We start from the raw sequence: 14,463 nt of genomic DNA on the forward strand, positions 1-14,463 counted from the left end.
AAAAGCCCGGCTTCACTCGTGTGAATGCCGGGCTTTTCGTAAGGGGTTTATTGTTGCTTGTTGTCAGCTTTTTTGCAGGCGCACGGCAAGTACATCGCAAGGCGCGCCGTGCAGCACGTCATTGGCAGTGGAGCCGAGCAACAGTGCCAGGCCATGCCGGCCATGACTGCCCACCACGATCAGGTCGCACGTTTGCTCCTTGGCGAGATGGTGAATCTCCTGTCGCGGCTGGCCGTAGGTCAAGTGGCTGTATTCCTTGGAGAGCTCCGGGTATTTCAGGATCAATCGCTCAAGGCGCTCCTTGGCCTGATCGAACTGTTGCTGTTGCAACTGGGAAAGGTCCATCGGCACGTCGCCGCCAAAGGCCATGGCCATCGGCTCGACGATATGCACCAGGGACAGCTTTGCGCCATTGCTCACCGAAAGTTCGCGGGCGCGGTGGATTACAGGATCGCACTCTTCGGTTAGATCTACAGCGACCAGAATATGGTGGTAGGGCATGAGGTGCTCCTCCTGAGGATTGCAATATTGGTAAGTATGGCTGGTTTCAAGCGCATTGGTTTCAACGTGACCCAATGGGCCCATCAAGAATCGGGAGTACAGATATGACGGTCTGGATAGTGGTGTCAATCCTGCTGGTGGTGCTGAGCCCGCTGGCCTGGTTGCGACCGTCTCGTGTCCAGAGCGGTCGCATGGCCCTGCGCATGGAGGCGCGGCGCATCGGCCTTGCCATGCAATTGGCGCCCCAGGAGTGGCCGCACTGGCTGAGCCAGGAGCCGCCAAGCCCTTGCGCCCAGTACCACCGACCGCGCCGTGGCACTCAGCCAGCGTGCTGGAGCTATTGGCAGAAGGCGCCGGGTGTGTGGGTCAATCAGTGGCAGGAAGTCTGCGAGGATGGAGTGCTTCTGAATCATTTCGAAAAACTGCCTGCCAACGTCTACAAGGTCGAGGCAGACAAGCAAATGATTGCCCTGTATTGGGGCGAGAAGGGCGAAGCCGAGGTTCTGCAACAGATCGACGCTACGCTCAAGGCGCTCGCCTGAACCCCGATCTGTTACGGAAGGCAATAAAAAGCCCGACATCATCATCGGGCTGGGGTTGGCCAGGCAGGCCGGTAATTCTTTGTGGCACAGATCTTACGCTGGGCATTCGTCAAAGCGTTCAAATTTTTTCTTCAGGGTCACGCCAGCGTAGCCTGTTAAACACAGGTTGCCGCGAATTAGGGCGACTTTTCTAACTATTGATTCTATGAATGGCCTCACATGCATCCGCATGTTGCAGGGCTTCGTGGTACGGAAGTGACCGGAAAGTCGCGTTTCAACCAGTATTTTGGGCGATTGACAATTGCCGGAAATTCCGTGAAGGTGACACACCCAAATCAAACGGGCGTATGAATTGAGCGTTTGTATTACAGACTGCTCCTACAGAATCCCGACTATCGCGTTGGCGGGTGTGCCGGGTGAGTTGGCGTTAGCATTGACGATAAACGTCCCTGCCGAGCCAGCCGCCTGCGTCCGACGTGTACTGTTCAGCTTCCATATCGTGGAGATCAGTTGATGATTTACGAAGGTAAAGCCATCACGGTTAAGGCTCTTGAAAGTGGCATCGTCGAACTGAAGTTCGACCTCAAGGGTGAGTCCGTCAACAAGTTCAACCGTCTTACCCTGAACGAGCTGCGTCAGGCTGTAGACACCATCAAGGCAGATGCTTCGATCAAGGGTGTGATCGTCAGCAGTGGCAAGGACGTATTCATCGTCGGCGCCGACATCACCGAATTCGTCGACAACTTCAAGCTGCCGGATGCCGAGCTTGTTGCTGGCAACCTCGAAGCCAACAAGATTTTCAGCGATTTCGAAGACCTCAACGTCCCGACTGTTGCCGCGATCAATGGCATCGCACTGGGTGGCGGTCTGGAAATGTGCCTGGCGGCGGATTTCCGCGTCATGGCCAGCACCGCCAAAATCGGTCTGCCGGAAGTCAAGCTGGGCATCTACCCAGGCTTCGGTGGTACCGTGCGCCTGCCGCGCATCATCGGTGCCGACAACGCCATCGAATGGATTGCCGCCGGTAAGGAAAACCGCGCTGAAGACGCACTGAAAGTCGGTGCCGTCGACGCGGTGGTCGACTCGCAGAAGTTGCACGAAGCGGCGCTGAACCTGATCAAAGGCGCCATCTCCGGTACGTTTGACTACAAGGCCAAGCGTCAGCCGAAGCTCGAAAAGCTCAAGCTCAACGCCATCGAACAAATGATGTCGTTCGAAACCGCCAAAGGTTTCGTGGCCGGCCAAGCGGGCCCGAACTACCCGGCGCCGGTCGAAGCGATCAAGACCATCCAGAAAGCTGCGAACTTCGGTCGCGACAAGGCCCTGGAAGTCGAAGCCGCCGGTTTCGTCAAACTGGCCAAGACCTCTGCCGCACAGAGCTTGATCGGTCTGTTCCTGAACGATCAGGAGCTGAAGAAAAAGGCCAAGGCCTACGACGAAATCGCCAAGGAAGTGAAGCAGGCCGCCGTATTGGGCGCCGGCATCATGGGTGGCGGTATCGCTTATCAGTCGGCCTCCAAAGGCACGCCGATCCTGATGAAGGACATCAACGAGCACGGTATCGAGCAAGGTCTGGCCGAAGCCGCCAAGCTGCTGGTTGGCCGCGTTGATAAAGGTCGAATGACCCCGGCGAAGATGGCCGAAGTGCTCAACGGCATTCGTCCGACCCTGTCCTACGGCGATTTCGGTCACGTCGATCTGGTGGTCGAAGCCGTGGTCGAGAACCCGAAGGTCAAGCAAGCCGTTCTGGCCGAAGTCGAAGACAAGGTCAAAGAGGACACCATTCTGGCGTCCAACACCTCGACCATTTCCATCACCTTGCTGGCCAAAGCCCTCAAGCGTCCGGAAAACTTCGTCGGCATGCACTTCTTCAACCCGGTGCACATGATGCCGCTGGTTGAAGTGATCCGTGGCGAGAAGTCCAGCGAAGTGGCCGTTGCCACCACCGTTGCCTACGCCAAGAAAATGGGCAAGAACCCGATCGTCGTCAACGACTGCCCGGGCTTCCTGGTCAACCGTGTGCTGTTCCCGTACTTCGGCGGTTTCGCCAAGCTGGTCAGCGCCGGCGTGGACTTCGTCCGCATCGACAAGGTCATGGAGAAGTTCGGCTGGCCAATGGGCCCGGCATACCTGATGGACGTGGTCGGCATCGACACCGGCCACCATGGTCGTGACGTCATGGCTGAAGGCTTCCCGGATCGCATGAAGGACGATCGCCGTTCGGCCGTCGACGTGCTCTATGAAGCCAAGCGCCTGGGCCAGAAAAATGGCAAGGGTTTCTACGCCTACGAGACCGACAAGCGCGGCAAGCAGAAGAAAGTCGCCGATCCGTCGGTGCTGGAAGTGCTCAAGCCGATCGTTTTCCAACAGCTCGAAGTCACTGACGAAGACATCATCAACTGGATGATGATCCCGCTGTGCCTGGAAACCGTGCGCTGCCTGGAAGACGGCATCGTCGAAACCGCCGCCGAAGCCGACATGGGTCTGGTCTACGGTATTGGTTTCCCTCCATTCCGTGGCGGTGCGCTGCGCTACATCGATTCGATCGGTGTTGCAGAGTTCGTTGCCCTGGCTGACCAGTACGCTGATTTGGGCGCGCTGTACCACCCGACCGCGAAGCTGCGTGAAATGGCCAAGAACGGTCAGAGCTTCTTCGGTTAAGCGCCCACACTAGAGCGAGAGTGAAAGTATATGAGCTTGAATCCTAGAGACGTCGTGATTGTCGACTTCGGTCGTACGCCGATGGGCCGCTCCAAGGGCGGCATGCACCGCAACACCCGCGCCGAAGACATGTCGGCACACCTGATCAGCAAATTGCTGGAACGCAACGTCAAGGTCGACCCGAGCGAAGTCGAAGACGTGATCTGGGGCTGCGTTAACCAGACCCTGGAACAGGGCTGGAACATCGCCCGCATGGCGTCCCTGATGACTCAGATTCCACACACCTCGGCCGGCCAGACCGTCAGCCGTCTGTGTGGCTCGTCGATGAGTGCGCTGCACACTGCCGCGCAAGCAATCATGACCGGCAACGGTGACGTGTTCGTCGTTGGCGGCGTCGAGCATATGGGTCATGTGAGCATGATGCACGGTGTCGATCCGAACCCGCACATGTCCCTGTACGCGGCGAAAGCCTCGGGCATGATGGGCCTGACTGCGGAAATGCTCGGCAAAATGCACGGCATTACTCGCGAACAGCAGGACGCCTTTGGCGTGCGCTCCCACCAACTCGCCCACAAGGCGACCGTGGAAGGCAAGTTCAAGGACGAAATCATCCCGATGCAGGGCTACGACGAGAACGGTTTCCTGAAACTGTTCGACTACGACGAAACCATTCGTCCGGAAACCACCCTGGAAAGCCTGGCGGCTCTGAAACCAGCGTTTAATCCGAAGGGCGGCACCGTGACCGCTGGTACTTCGTCGCAGATCACTGACGGTGCTTCGTGCATGATCGTGATGTCGGCACAGCGTGCCCAGGACCTGGGCATCCAGCCGCTGGCGGTGATTCGCTCGATGGCAGTGGCAGGTGTGGACCCGGCGATTATGGGCTATGGTCCAGTACCGGCAACGCAGAAAGCATTGAAGCGCGCGGGTCTTGGCATCAACGATATCGACTTCTTCGAGCTCAACGAAGCTTTCGCTGCACAGGCCCTGCCAGTGCTGAAAGATTTGAAAGTGCTCGACAAGATGAACGAGAAGGTTAACCTGCACGGCGGCGCGATCGCCCTGGGTCACCCGTTCGGTTGCTCCGGTGCACGTATTTCGGGCACCTTGCTGAACGTGATGAAGCAGAATGGCGGCACCTTCGGGGTGGCTACCATGTGCATTGGTCTCGGCCAAGGTATCTCCACCGTCTTCGAACGCGTTTAAGCGTTTCGTCGATGGAAGCCGGGGCCAAGTGCCCCGGTTTTTGTTTTTCCGGATTTATTTTTGTTTTTATTTTGAAAAAATTTGAGTGAGGGCCAAAGCATGCCGATACAACCTGGGCTCTACCAACATTACAAAGGTCCGCAGTACCGCGTATTCAGTGTTGCGCGGCATTCGGAGACCGAAGAAGAAGTAGTCTTCTACCAAGCCCTGTATGGCGATTACGGCTTTTGGGTACGTCCCTTGAGCATGTTCCTGGAGTCGGTCGAGGTTGACGGCGAACAGGTGCCACGCTTTGCTTTGGTGCAAGCCGAACCGAGCATTTTTCCGCAGCCATAAGGGGAGTGCGCGCAGAACCCTGCGCTTGACCTCACCTTGTAGCCACTATATATAGCGGTGCCGCGTCAGGCGCCAACCGCCTTTCACTTCTAGAATTCAGGAATTTTCTGATCCATGGGCAAATCGCTGGTCATTGTGGAATCCCCGGCTAAGGCCAAGACCATCAACAAGTATCTGGGTAACCAATACGTGGTGAAGTCGAGTATCGGCCATATCCGAGACCTGCCCACCAGCGGTTCGGCTAGCGCCAGCAAAGAGCCTGCCGCCAAGCGTGGCAAGGCCGCCGCAGGCGAAGGTCCGGTGCTCACGCCGAAAGAGAAAGCGCGCAAGCAGCTGGTCTCGCGCATGGGTGTCGATCCCGATCATGGCTGGAAAGCCAAGTACGAGATCCTCCCGGGCAAGGAAAAGGTTATCGAAGAGCTGCGCCGGCTCGCCAAAGATGCTGACACCATCTATCTCGCAACCGACTTGGATCGCGAGGGGGAAGCCATTGCCTGGCACCTGCGCGAAGCCATCGGTGGTGACGACAGCCGCTACAAGCGCGTGGTGTTCAACGAAATCACCAAAAAAGCGATCCAGGAAGCTTTCTCCCAGCCGGGCGAGCTGGACATCGATCGCGTAAACGCTCAGCAGGCGCGTCGCTTCCTCGACCGCGTGGTGGGTTACATGGTTTCGCCGCTGCTGTGGGCCAAGGTTGCTCGTGGCCTGTCCGCCGGTCGCGTGCAATCGGTTGCCGTGAAGCTGGTGGTTGAGCGTGAGCGCGAAATCCGCGCGTTCAACCCGGAAGAGTACTGGGAAGTTCACGCTGACCTCGGCACCGCCAAGGGCGCGACTGTGCGCTTCGACGTGGCTCGCGAGAAAGGCGAAGCCTTCAAGCCGCTCAACGAAGCCCAGGCCATGGCCGCGCTGGAGAAGCTCAAGGCTTCCAGCTACAGCATCGTCAAGCGCGAAGACAAACCGACCAGCAGCAAGCCGTCGGCACCGTTCATCACCTCCACCCTGCAGCAGGCCGCGAGCAACCGCCTGGGCTTCGGTGTGAAGAAAACCATGATGATGGCCCAGCGTCTGTACGAAGCCGGCTACATCACTTATATGCGTACCGACTCCACCAACCTCTCGGCCGATGCCGTGACGATGGCGCGTACTTATATTGAAGGCGAATTCGGCAAGAAGTACCTGCCGGAAACCCCGAACGTCTACAGCAGCAAGGAAGGCGCACAAGAGGCTCACGAAGCGATTCGTCCGTCTGACGCCAATACCGAGCCAAGCAAGCTGTCGGGCATGGAGCGTGATGCCGAGCGGCTTTACGAGCTGATCTGGCGCCAGTTCCTCGCCTGCCAGATGCTGCCGGCCCAATACCTGTCGACCACGGTCACCGTCGGTGCCGGTGACTTCGAGTTGCGCGCCAAGGGCCGCATCCTGAAGTTCGACGGTTACACCCGCGTCATGCCGCAAATCACCAAGCCTGGTGATGACGATGTGCTGCCGGACATGGCCCAGGGCGATGCGATGAAGCTGATCAAGCTTGATCCGACCCAGCACTTCACCAAGCCGCCGGCGCGTTACTCGGAAGCGAGCCTGGTAAAGGAAATGGAAAAACGCGGCATCGGTCGTCCTTCGACCTACGCGGCGATCATTTCGACCATCCAGGACCGCGGCTACGTGGCGCTGCACAACCGTCGTTTCTATTCGGAAAAGATGGGCGACATCGTCACCGAGCGTCTGGCCGAGAGCTTCTCCAATCTCATGGACTACGGCTTCACCGCCGGCATGGAAGAGAATCTCGATGACGTGGCCCAGGGCGAGCGCGACTGGAAAAACGTGCTCGACGAGTTCTACGGCGACTTCAAGAAGAAACTCGAAGTGGCCGAAAGCGCCGAAGGCGGCATGCGCGCCAACCAGCCGGTAATGACTGATATTCCATGTGTGGTGTGCGGTCGTCCGATGCAGATTCGTACTGCATCGACCGGCGTGTTCCTCGGTTGCTCGGGCTACAGCCTGCCGCCAAAAGAGCGCTGCAAGGCCACCGTCAACCTGGTGCCGGGCGACGAAATCGCTGCGGACGACGAGGGCGAGTCGGAGTCGCTGGTTCTGCGCGGCAAGCACCGTTGCCCGATCTGCAGCACGGCGATGGACGCTTACCTGCTCGACGAGAAGCGCAAGCTGCACATCTGCGGTAACAACCCGGATTGCGCAGGCTACGAGATCGAAGAGGGCGCTTACCGCATCAAGGGCTACGAAGGTCCGAGCCTGGAATGCGACAAGTGCGGCAGCGAGATGCAGCTCAAGACCGGCCGTTTCGGCAAGTTCTTCGGTTGCACCAACGCAACCTGCAAGAACACCCGCAAGCTGCTGAAAAGCGGTGATGCGGCGCCGCCGAAGATGGATCCGGTGAAGATGCCTGAGCTCAAATGCGAAAAGGTCAACGACACCTATATCCTGCGTGACGGTGCTTCCGGCCTGTTCCTGGCGGCCAGCCAGTTCCCGAAAAACCGCGAGACCCGTGCGCCATTGGTCGTCGAGATCGTGCCGCATAAGGATGAGATCGATCCGAAGTACCACTTCCTCTGCGAAGCACCGAAGAAAGATCCTGACGGTCTGCCAGCAGTGATCCGTTACAGCCGCAAGACCAAAGAGCAATACGTGCAGACGGAAGTCGACGGTAAGCCGACTGGCTGGAAAGCGTATTACGATGGTGGCAAGTGGACGGTTGAAGACAAGCGTCCAGCAGCCAAGGCTTAAAAGCCGCTGCACATAAAAAGGCCGCATGACAACCCTCGGGTTTTCATGCGGCCTTTTTGTTTTGGGCTTGCGGTGAGCTTGGGTGATCCATGACACTGTCAGACCTGCGTGAAGCAATTATTTCGTTGTGGAGGCTGCCGTCATGGCCCACGAACTCTATACCCGTACCAACCAGAAAATTTATTTCGCCGGCTTGTCGCTGGAAGCGCTCGCCAAGGCCGAAGAGGGGCGAGCGATGAACTCCCTGGCGCTGATTCAGGCCGGTCGCGAATCGGCGTTGTTTCACCTGTACGGGGCGCTGTTGGGGCTGTGCCATGAAATCGCCGGTTTCTATCGCTTGCCTCAGGCCAATGCGCCACGGGCAGAGATGCTGCTGACCCGCGAAGTACTCGAAACCATCGCTATTCCGGAAATGGCCGAGATGGTCGAGTTGGCGCAAAACCCTGAAACCTGGCTGGCCAAGCTGCTGTCGGCTTATGCCGCACTGTTTCAACCGCCTCGTGCTCCACACAAGCCCAAGGGTGATGTGACGCAGCCGCTTATTCTGGCCGTCAACCTGGACGAAGAAGAGGCGTCTGAAGAGCTGAGCCGGGAAGAGCTGGAGAGCTGGCGCCAGAATCTGAAAAGCTTGGCGATCCGGTTTCGCGACGGGCTGAACGAGTGCTGAAAGATTGAGTGCTCGGTGAATGGTCCGCTCAAGGAAGCGTGATGTCAGAAATTTCTCTTCGTGATGGCATCTGGTCAAGATCCTGAGCGAAGCTTGGCCGATGCCTATATAATCCCTGCCTTTCGTGGAGAACAGTCCTTTATGCCAACGTCCTTTCTAGAAATTGTCGAGTTACCAGACGGCCGAATCGAGCTGCGTAGGGCCGAGGACGAGGGTTCTCTGGTTACTTTGGATTTCTCCGAGGATGCCAAGGCTTTCCTGCAAGGCCAGCACGTGGAAGTCGCCAAGGCGATGTTGAGCGTCGGTGTTCAGATGGCAGGACGCCTGGTTGAAGGCGAATTTGATAAGGAAGAGGGGCCACGGGTTCTTCATTGATCCCGCCCGTCGGATTTTGCGGATACCTCTACAGACCGGCTTCTCTATCCTTGGAGAAGCCCCGCGCTGTTCAGTGCAAACACTGTTTTGTCAGTTAACCCAGCCGAATATTCAGACTTTGCGCATCCCCGGTACGGGCGGCGCTGATCAGCTGTTGCCGCGACGATGTGCTCAACGGGTTTAGCCAGCTGACGACCGTATGGCTGCGGCCAAGTCGCAAAGCTTCACAGGTCAGCTGCTGAGCGCTCTGTGTGCCGCGTGGTTGCAGCAGCAGAATGCGTTCACGGTTCAGGCCGGCGTCTCGCAGCCAGGCCTGGGTCAGGCTGGCGGGCGGGGCGATCAGCGTCAGCCAGCGAGCGTCCTGATCCTGGCTCAGCTCCCTGAGGATTGGTGCCAGAAGGTTCAGGCAGTTCCCGGCCGCGCCACGCAATGACAGCTCGCTGAAGACTTCGGGCTCGGCGCTCCAGGGCGACTCGACCACTTCTTTCAGGATCGGCGCCAGCGGCTGCGCCATGAATGCCTCGAACAACGGCAGTTGGGCTTGCTGTGAAGTGTGTGGGAACTGCATAAAGCCTCCTTTAGCGGCGAATCACGCCGACGCTCAAGCCTTCGATCACCAGTTCCTGATCTTTCAGGTTGACTTCGATAGGGGCAAATTCAGGGTTTTCGGCAATCAGCCAGACTTTGCTGCCGTCGCGCTTGAAGCGCTTGACGGTCACTTCGTCGCCAATCCGCGCCACCACGATCTGACCGTTACGGGCTTCGCGGGTGGTATGGACGGCCAGTAGGTCTCCGTCGAAAATGCCGACGTCCTTCATGCTCATGCCATGGACCCGCAACAGATAGTCAGCGCGAGGGTGGAAGAACGAAGGGTTGATGTTGCAGGATTCTTCGATGTGCTGCTGGGCGAGGATCGGAGCGCCTGCTGCCACTCGGCCGATGATCGGCAGGGTAGAATCGTCGGCCTTGGCTTCGAAGCCGGGGATGCGAATGCCACGGGAGGCGCCCGGGGTCATCTCGATCGCGCCCTTGCGGGCCAGTGCCTTGAGGTGTTCTTCCGCCGCGTTGGGCGACTTGAAGCCCAGTTCCTGAGCGATTTCCGCGCGGGTTGGCGGGTAGCCGTTGTCTTCGAGGCAGCGTTTGATGAAGGCCAGAATCTCTGCTTGGCGTGGCGTCAGCTTTAGCATATTGATCGCTCTGTCTTTTTATACAGTGACTGGGATTATATACAGTGAACCGGTCTTGGCAATGCCCCTTTTTTTGCCGGCCGCTGGACGGTCATTCAGCTCGCCGATTGAAGCGCCAGTGTTGTATGGTTAAATAGCTGACCGACCATTCCCAAAACGAACCCGCCAGACTTGACAAGGCCTGGGCTGAAACGTATGTTTCAAACAAGTGTTTGTCAGGCGGAGTAGCCATGGCCCAGTCGGAAACCGTTGAACGCATTCTCGATGCTGCCGAGCAATTGTTCGCGGAAAAAGGTTTCGCTGAAACCTCGTTGCGTCTGATCACCAGCAAGGCCGGTGTCAATCTGGCGGCGGTGAACTATCACTTCGGATCGAAGAAGGCGCTGATTCAAGCGGTCTTCTCGCGTTTTCTCGGGCCGTTCTGCCTCAGTCTCGATAAAGAGCTGGAGCGCCGTCAGGCCAAACCCGAGAACAAACCGACCCTCGAAGAATTGCTGGAGATCCTCGTCGAGCAAGCCTTGGTGGTGCAACCACGCAGCGGCAACGACCTATCCATCTTCATGCGTTTGCTGGGGCTGGCTTTCAGTCAGAGCCAAGGGCACTTGCGTCGTTATCTGGAAGACATGTACGGCAAGGTTTTCCGCCGCTACATGCTGCTGGTCAACGAAGCCGCGCCACGCATTCCTCCGATCGAACTGTTCTGGCGCGTGCACTTCATGCTCGGTGCAGCGGCATTCAGCATGTCGGGGATCAAGGCCTTGCGTGCGATTGCCGAGACCGATTTCGGCGTCAACACTTCCATCGAGCAAGTGATGCGTCTGATGGTGCCATTCCTGGCTGCGGGCATGCGTGCCGAAACCGGCGTCACCGACACCGCCATGGCCGCCGCGCAATTGCGTCCGCGCAGTAAATCGAGTCCGGTAGCCGCCAAGGTTTAACCGCACACGGGTGGGCGCGGTGGCGGACATCCGCTAAGCTAGGCGCCCATGCCGACTCTCGTTTTGAACCCCCTCATTGATATCGCCGACCTGCCGGGCTCAGCCCATGGCGGCGAATTCGCGCGAGCCGGGTTTATCGTATTCAAGGAACTTCCATGACTGCTGGCCTGCAAGGCTCGTTGATGGTGGACGTCGCCGGTACCTGGCTGACGTCTGAAGATCGCCAATTGTTGCGCCAGCCCGAAGTGGGCGGCCTGATCATTTTTGCCCGCAACATCGAACACCCGCGTCAGGTGCGCGAATTGAGCGCCGCGATCCGCGCCATTCGTCCCGATCTGCTGCTGGCGGTCGACCAGGAGGGCGGTCGGGTTCAGCGGCTGCGTCAGGGCTTCGTGCGACTGCCCGCCATGCGCGCCATCGCCGACAACCCGAATGCCGAATACCTGGCCGAACAGTGCGGCTGGATCATGGCGACCGAAGTGCTCGCGGTCGGTCTCGACCTGAGCTTCGCCCCGGTGCTGGATCTGGACTACCAACGCAGTGCGGTGGTTGGCACCCGTTCGTTCGAAGGTGATCCCGAGCGCGCAGCCTTGCTCGCCGGTGCATTCATCCGCGGCATGAACAGCGCCGGGATGGCTGCCACCGGCAAGCATTTCCCCGGTCATGGCTGGGCCGAGGCCGATTCCCACGTTGCGATTCCCAACGACGAGCGCAGCCTCGAAGAGATCCGCGCCAACGACCTGGTGCCATTCGCGCGATTGAGCAAGCAATTGGCCGCCGTCATGCCGGCCCACGTTATTTATCCACAAGTCGATTCCCAGCCTGCCGGCTTCTCCCGTCGCTGGTTGCAGGACATCCTGCGCGGCGAGCTGCAGTTTGATGGCGTGATCTTCAGTGACGACCTGTCGATGGCCGGTGCGCACGTGGTGGGCGATGCCGCCAGTCGCATCGAAGCGGCATTGACCGCCGGTTGCGACATGGGCCTGGTGTGCAACGACCGTGCGGCTGCCGAGTTGGCTTTGAGTGCCGCCCAGCGGTTGAAGGTCAAGCCTTCGGCGCGTATCGCGCGGATGCGTGGGCAGGCGTACGCCAGCACTGAATACCGTCAAGACCCGCGCTGGCTGACGGCCGTCGGCGCGCTCAAAGAAGCTCAATTGATTGATTAAGGACTTTTCGTTATGACGGTTTACGCGATTATCGGTGGCACCGGCCTGACTCAACTCGAAGGCTTGAGCATTCGTCAGTCATTGGCGGTGGACACCCCTTACGGTGCGCCTTCGGCCGAGGTGCAGATCGGTGAGTACGCCGGCAAGGAAGTACTGTTTCTCGCACGTCACGGCCACCCGCACCGCTTCCCGCCGCATCAGGTGAACTACCGCGCCAATCTGTGGGCCTTGAAGCAGGCCGGAGCTGAAGCGATTCTCGCGGTCAACGCCGTGGGCGGGATTCATGCCGCGATGGGCACCGGGCATTTCTGCGTGCCGCATCAATTGATCGACTACACCAGCGGTCGCGAACACACCTATTTCGCCGATGACCTGGAACACGTTACACACATCGACTTCAGCTATCCCTACAGCGAACCCCTGCGTCAGCGATTAATCGCGGCGTTGGCGGCTGAAGGCGTCGGCTATAGCAGCCATGGCGTGTACGCCTGCACTCAAGGGCCACGTCTGGAAACAGTTGCTGAAATCGCGAGGCTGGAACGTGACGGTTGCGACATCGTCGGCATGACCGGTATGCCAGAAGCTGCATTGGCGCGTGAACTGGAACTGGACTATGCCTGTCTGGCGCTGGTGGTGAACCCCGCGGCGGGCAAATCGACGGCGGTCATTACCATGGCCGAGATTGAACAGGCACTGCATGATGGCATGGGCAAAGTGAAGTCGACGCTGGCGCGGGTATTGAAAGGCTAAGCTCGACACTCTCGAGCGCCAGTCTCGACGGGCTGCTGGCGAGCAATCGGTTGTTGATCGATGCGGCGATGCCGGCCATCGACTATCTGGCCGATCGCCAAGGCAAGGAAGGGCTGATCATCCTCGCCAATTCCGACGCCACCATCCTCGCCGTCGAAGTTCGCGCCGACCGTATCAAGGGCAGCGGCCTGCAAGACATCACCCTTGGCGCAGGGGCATGGTCTGGCCGTCGGCGGCCTCGACCCAGTCACCGCCGATGAGCGTGCGCGGTGCGCGCTGGATGAACGCCGAGGTGGCGGGAAGCAGATAAGGGAGGGGCATGGCAAGACCTCTTGTTGTGCGTGAAAATGGGGGCTTGCTCAATGTTTGGCAATGGCTGTGCCAAGTGCCGGGAAGGGGCTGATCGCCCAGTGTCGGCGGGGTTTTGAGTGATGCGAGGGGGCGGGCGACTCGCTTGGAGGTGTCGCAAATCGCGACAGCCCGATGAGACGACGAGCAACCTGTCACAGCCTTGAGACACCCGCTAATGAGGATTAGAATTTTCAGGCTAAAGGGTGAAATGACGGAGCATTTGCCCGGCATCCATCTGGCGTGAGGGAGGTAGCGATGTTCCTATCACCCCTGGAAATCCAAAACATCATCGAGCAAAGTTTTCTGCCCGCCGTGTGCACCTGTAGCATGGAGGCAGACCAGTTCCTGACGATTCGGGTCTGCGATTGCATGACCGGCAAAGTGGATCTGGTGGCCACTCACGTACCGGTATGGACACTGGACAGTCCCCATGCAATTGCATCGCTGGTGGCTGATATGCGGTTGGAAATCGAGGCTCACAAAGGCGTTCACCCGACGTTCTACAGCTGAACCGATGTCACGCCGCACCTGTCGATGGTGCGGCGTGCGTCTGTCATGTCAGGACGGGATTTTTCGGGAAATCTCATCGAACGTGTCGTTGTCTACAGCCGCCAGCAACCTTCTTCCATCCTTGAGTGTGGCCAGAAAGGTTACCTCGGTTTCCTTGCCAGCCAACATGAAGCCGGCAATTGCGCCGATAGGCCCCAGCAACATGGCCCCCGCCACGCCGAAGCCGATGACATCCTTGATGTTGTTGATCGAATCCTCGTTGGCCACTTCTACACTCTTGAACAATGAGAGCGGGAGGGTGATGCCGGGCCACGGGTGAAGCGACGTCCTGAGCGTGAAAACGCCGTCTGTGTACTCTCCATCACCCTGCAGAAAGTCCCCCGCCAGGACCGTTATGCTTGCCATGTTCTTACCCTCTGACTGGCAATCGGTGAACCCACATTTCGCGCCTGCACTGCAGCATCGTCAATCGCCGGGCGATGAAGTGTTCCGGCCGGGGGCCTCTATGCTTGTCTCACACTGCAACAGGTA

General features: G+C 58.7%; 15 protein-coding genes and 1 pseudogene. 12 read left to right on the plus strand and 4 right to left on the minus strand.

The genetic code is table 11. The features are described 5' to 3' along the window. Nucleotides 1-63 precede the first annotated feature (63 nt). The gene (locus ACEN8R_RS04965; protein ID WP_007933196.1) at nt 64-501 is read right to left on the minus strand and encodes a universal stress protein; all 438 of its coding nucleotides are present in this window, start codon (nt 499-501) and stop codon (nt 64-66) included. Between the two features lie 104 nt (nt 502-605). On the opposite strand from ACEN8R_RS04965, the gene ACEN8R_RS04970 reads away from it, so the two are divergent. From ACEN8R_RS04970 to ACEN8R_RS05000, 7 genes are all read left to right on the plus strand, one after another. Further along, a complete protein-coding gene (locus tag ACEN8R_RS04970) occupies nt 606-1,043 on the plus strand; it encodes a hypothetical protein (RefSeq protein WP_007933194.1) in 438 nt (145 codons plus the stop codon). Between the two features lie 513 nt (nt 1,044-1,556). Further along, nucleotides 1,557-3,704: a fatty acid oxidation complex subunit alpha FadB gene (gene fadB, locus ACEN8R_RS04975; RefSeq protein WP_018925315.1), complete on the plus strand. Its 2,148-nt coding sequence runs from the start codon at nt 1,557-1,559 to the stop codon at nt 3,702-3,704. Between the two features lie 30 nt (nt 3,705-3,734). Beyond that, a complete protein-coding gene (gene fadA, locus ACEN8R_RS04980) occupies nt 3,735-4,910 on the plus strand; it encodes an acetyl-CoA C-acyltransferase FadA (protein ID WP_007933190.1) in 1,176 nt (391 codons plus the stop codon). A gap of 99 nt (nt 4,911-5,009) precedes the next feature. Next, nucleotides 5,010-5,246 (plus strand): DUF1653 domain-containing protein, encoded by a 237-nt coding sequence (locus ACEN8R_RS04985; RefSeq protein WP_007933188.1) that lies wholly within the window; start codon nt 5,010-5,012, stop codon nt 5,244-5,246. Between the two features lie 114 nt (nt 5,247-5,360). After that, nucleotides 5,361-7,988 carry a type I DNA topoisomerase gene (gene topA / locus ACEN8R_RS04990; protein ID WP_018925317.1) on the plus strand — a complete coding sequence of 876 codons (2,628 nt, stop codon included), beginning with the start codon at nt 5,361-5,363 and terminating at the stop codon, nt 7,986-7,988. A gap of 142 nt (nt 7,989-8,130) precedes the next feature. Continuing rightward, on the plus strand, nt 8,131-8,655 hold the full coding sequence (locus tag ACEN8R_RS04995) for a DUF6586 family protein (protein WP_064619098.1): 525 nt from the start codon (nt 8,131-8,133) through the stop codon (nt 8,653-8,655). Between the two features lie 141 nt (nt 8,656-8,796). After that, complete coding sequence (locus tag ACEN8R_RS05000) at nt 8,797-9,030, plus strand: hypothetical protein (protein ID WP_007933173.1); 234 nt, start codon at nt 8,797-8,799, stop codon at nt 9,028-9,030. 94 nt (nt 9,031-9,124) lie between these two features. Here the strand turns inward: ACEN8R_RS05000 and sulA are convergent, their stop codons facing one another. Then, on the minus strand, nt 9,125-9,598 hold the full coding sequence (gene sulA / locus ACEN8R_RS05005; protein WP_018925320.1) for an SOS-induced cell division inhibitor SulA: 474 nt from the start codon (nt 9,596-9,598) through the stop codon (nt 9,125-9,127). A 10-nt stretch (nt 9,599-9,608) separates the two neighbouring features. Next, nucleotides 9,609-10,217 (minus strand): transcriptional repressor LexA, encoded by a 609-nt coding sequence (gene lexA / locus ACEN8R_RS05010; protein ID WP_026286346.1) that lies wholly within the window; start codon nt 10,215-10,217, stop codon nt 9,609-9,611. Nucleotides 10,218-10,447: 230 nt separating this feature from the next. Here lexA and ACEN8R_RS05015 point away from each other — a divergent pair, with 230 nt between their 5' ends. From ACEN8R_RS05015 to ACEN8R_RS05035, 5 genes and pseudogenes are all read left to right on the plus strand, one after another. After that, on the plus strand, nt 10,448-11,155 hold the full coding sequence (locus tag ACEN8R_RS05015) for a TetR/AcrR family transcriptional regulator (protein WP_495624590.1): 708 nt from the start codon (nt 10,448-10,450) through the stop codon (nt 11,153-11,155). A 155-nt stretch (nt 11,156-11,310) separates the two neighbouring features. Then, the gene (nagZ, locus tag ACEN8R_RS05020; RefSeq protein ID WP_019579917.1) at nt 11,311-12,321 is read left to right on the plus strand and encodes a beta-N-acetylhexosaminidase; all 1,011 of its coding nucleotides are present in this window, start codon (nt 11,311-11,313) and stop codon (nt 12,319-12,321) included. 12 nt (nt 12,322-12,333) lie between these two features. After that, nucleotides 12,334-13,071, plus strand: coding sequence for an S-methyl-5'-thioinosine phosphorylase (locus tag ACEN8R_RS05025; protein ID WP_019579918.1), 738 nt, complete (start codon nt 12,334-12,336; stop codon nt 13,069-13,071). 11 nt (nt 13,072-13,082) lie between these two features. Further along, nucleotides 13,083-13,307 (plus strand): annotated as a pseudogene (locus ACEN8R_RS05030) (sigma-54-dependent Fis family transcriptional regulator); the annotation flags it as partial. Between the two features lie 370 nt (nt 13,308-13,677). Then, a complete protein-coding gene (locus ACEN8R_RS05035) occupies nt 13,678-13,932 on the plus strand; it encodes a DUF1652 domain-containing protein (protein ID WP_018925324.1) in 255 nt (84 codons plus the stop codon). 48 nt (nt 13,933-13,980) lie between these two features. Here ACEN8R_RS05035 and ACEN8R_RS05040 read toward each other — a convergent pair whose 3' ends face one another. Then, nucleotides 13,981-14,337, minus strand: a complete 357-nt coding sequence (locus tag ACEN8R_RS05040) for a hypothetical protein (protein ID WP_018925325.1) — start codon at nt 14,335-14,337, stop codon at nt 13,981-13,983. Between the last annotated feature and the right edge of the window lie 126 nt (nt 14,338-14,463).

Source organism: Pseudomonas sp. Pseusp15 (assembly GCF_059492165.1).

Excerpts from the sequence above, each read along its gene's own strand:
- ACEN8R_RS05035 (WP_018925324.1), top strand. The coding sequence starts at position 13,678 with ATGTTCCTATCACCCCTGGAAATCCAAAACATCATCGAGCAAAGTTTT.
- lexA (WP_026286346.1), bottom strand. The coding sequence starts at position 10,217 with ATGCTAAAGCTGACGCCACGCCAAGCAGAGATTCTGGCCTTCATCAAA.
- ACEN8R_RS04985 (WP_007933188.1), top strand. The coding sequence starts at position 5,010 with ATGCCGATACAACCTGGGCTCTACCAACATTACAAAGGTCCGCAGTAC.
- ACEN8R_RS04970 (WP_007933194.1), top strand. The coding sequence starts at position 606 with ATGACGGTCTGGATAGTGGTGTCAATCCTGCTGGTGGTGCTGAGCCCG.
- topA (WP_018925317.1), top strand. The coding sequence starts at position 5,361 with ATGGGCAAATCGCTGGTCATTGTGGAATCCCCGGCTAAGGCCAAGACC.
- ACEN8R_RS04965 (WP_007933196.1), bottom strand. The coding sequence starts at position 501 with ATGCCCTACCACCATATTCTGGTCGCTGTAGATCTAACCGAAGAGTGC.
- ACEN8R_RS05000 (WP_007933173.1), top strand. The coding sequence starts at position 8,797 with ATGCCAACGTCCTTTCTAGAAATTGTCGAGTTACCAGACGGCCGAATC.
- ACEN8R_RS04995 (WP_064619098.1), top strand. The coding sequence starts at position 8,131 with ATGGCCCACGAACTCTATACCCGTACCAACCAGAAAATTTATTTCGCC.
- ACEN8R_RS05015 (WP_495624590.1), top strand. The coding sequence starts at position 10,448 with ATGGCCCAGTCGGAAACCGTTGAACGCATTCTCGATGCTGCCGAGCAA.
- fadA (WP_007933190.1), top strand. The coding sequence starts at position 3,735 with ATGAGCTTGAATCCTAGAGACGTCGTGATTGTCGACTTCGGTCGTACG.
- ACEN8R_RS05025 (WP_019579918.1), top strand. The coding sequence starts at position 12,334 with ATGACGGTTTACGCGATTATCGGTGGCACCGGCCTGACTCAACTCGAA.
- fadB (WP_018925315.1), top strand. The coding sequence starts at position 1,557 with ATGATTTACGAAGGTAAAGCCATCACGGTTAAGGCTCTTGAAAGTGGC.
- nagZ (WP_019579917.1), top strand. The coding sequence starts at position 11,311 with ATGACTGCTGGCCTGCAAGGCTCGTTGATGGTGGACGTCGCCGGTACC.
- sulA (WP_018925320.1), bottom strand. The coding sequence starts at position 9,598 with ATGCAGTTCCCACACACTTCACAGCAAGCCCAACTGCCGTTGTTCGAG.
- ACEN8R_RS05040 (WP_018925325.1), bottom strand. The coding sequence starts at position 14,337 with ATGGCAAGCATAACGGTCCTGGCGGGGGACTTTCTGCAGGGTGATGGA.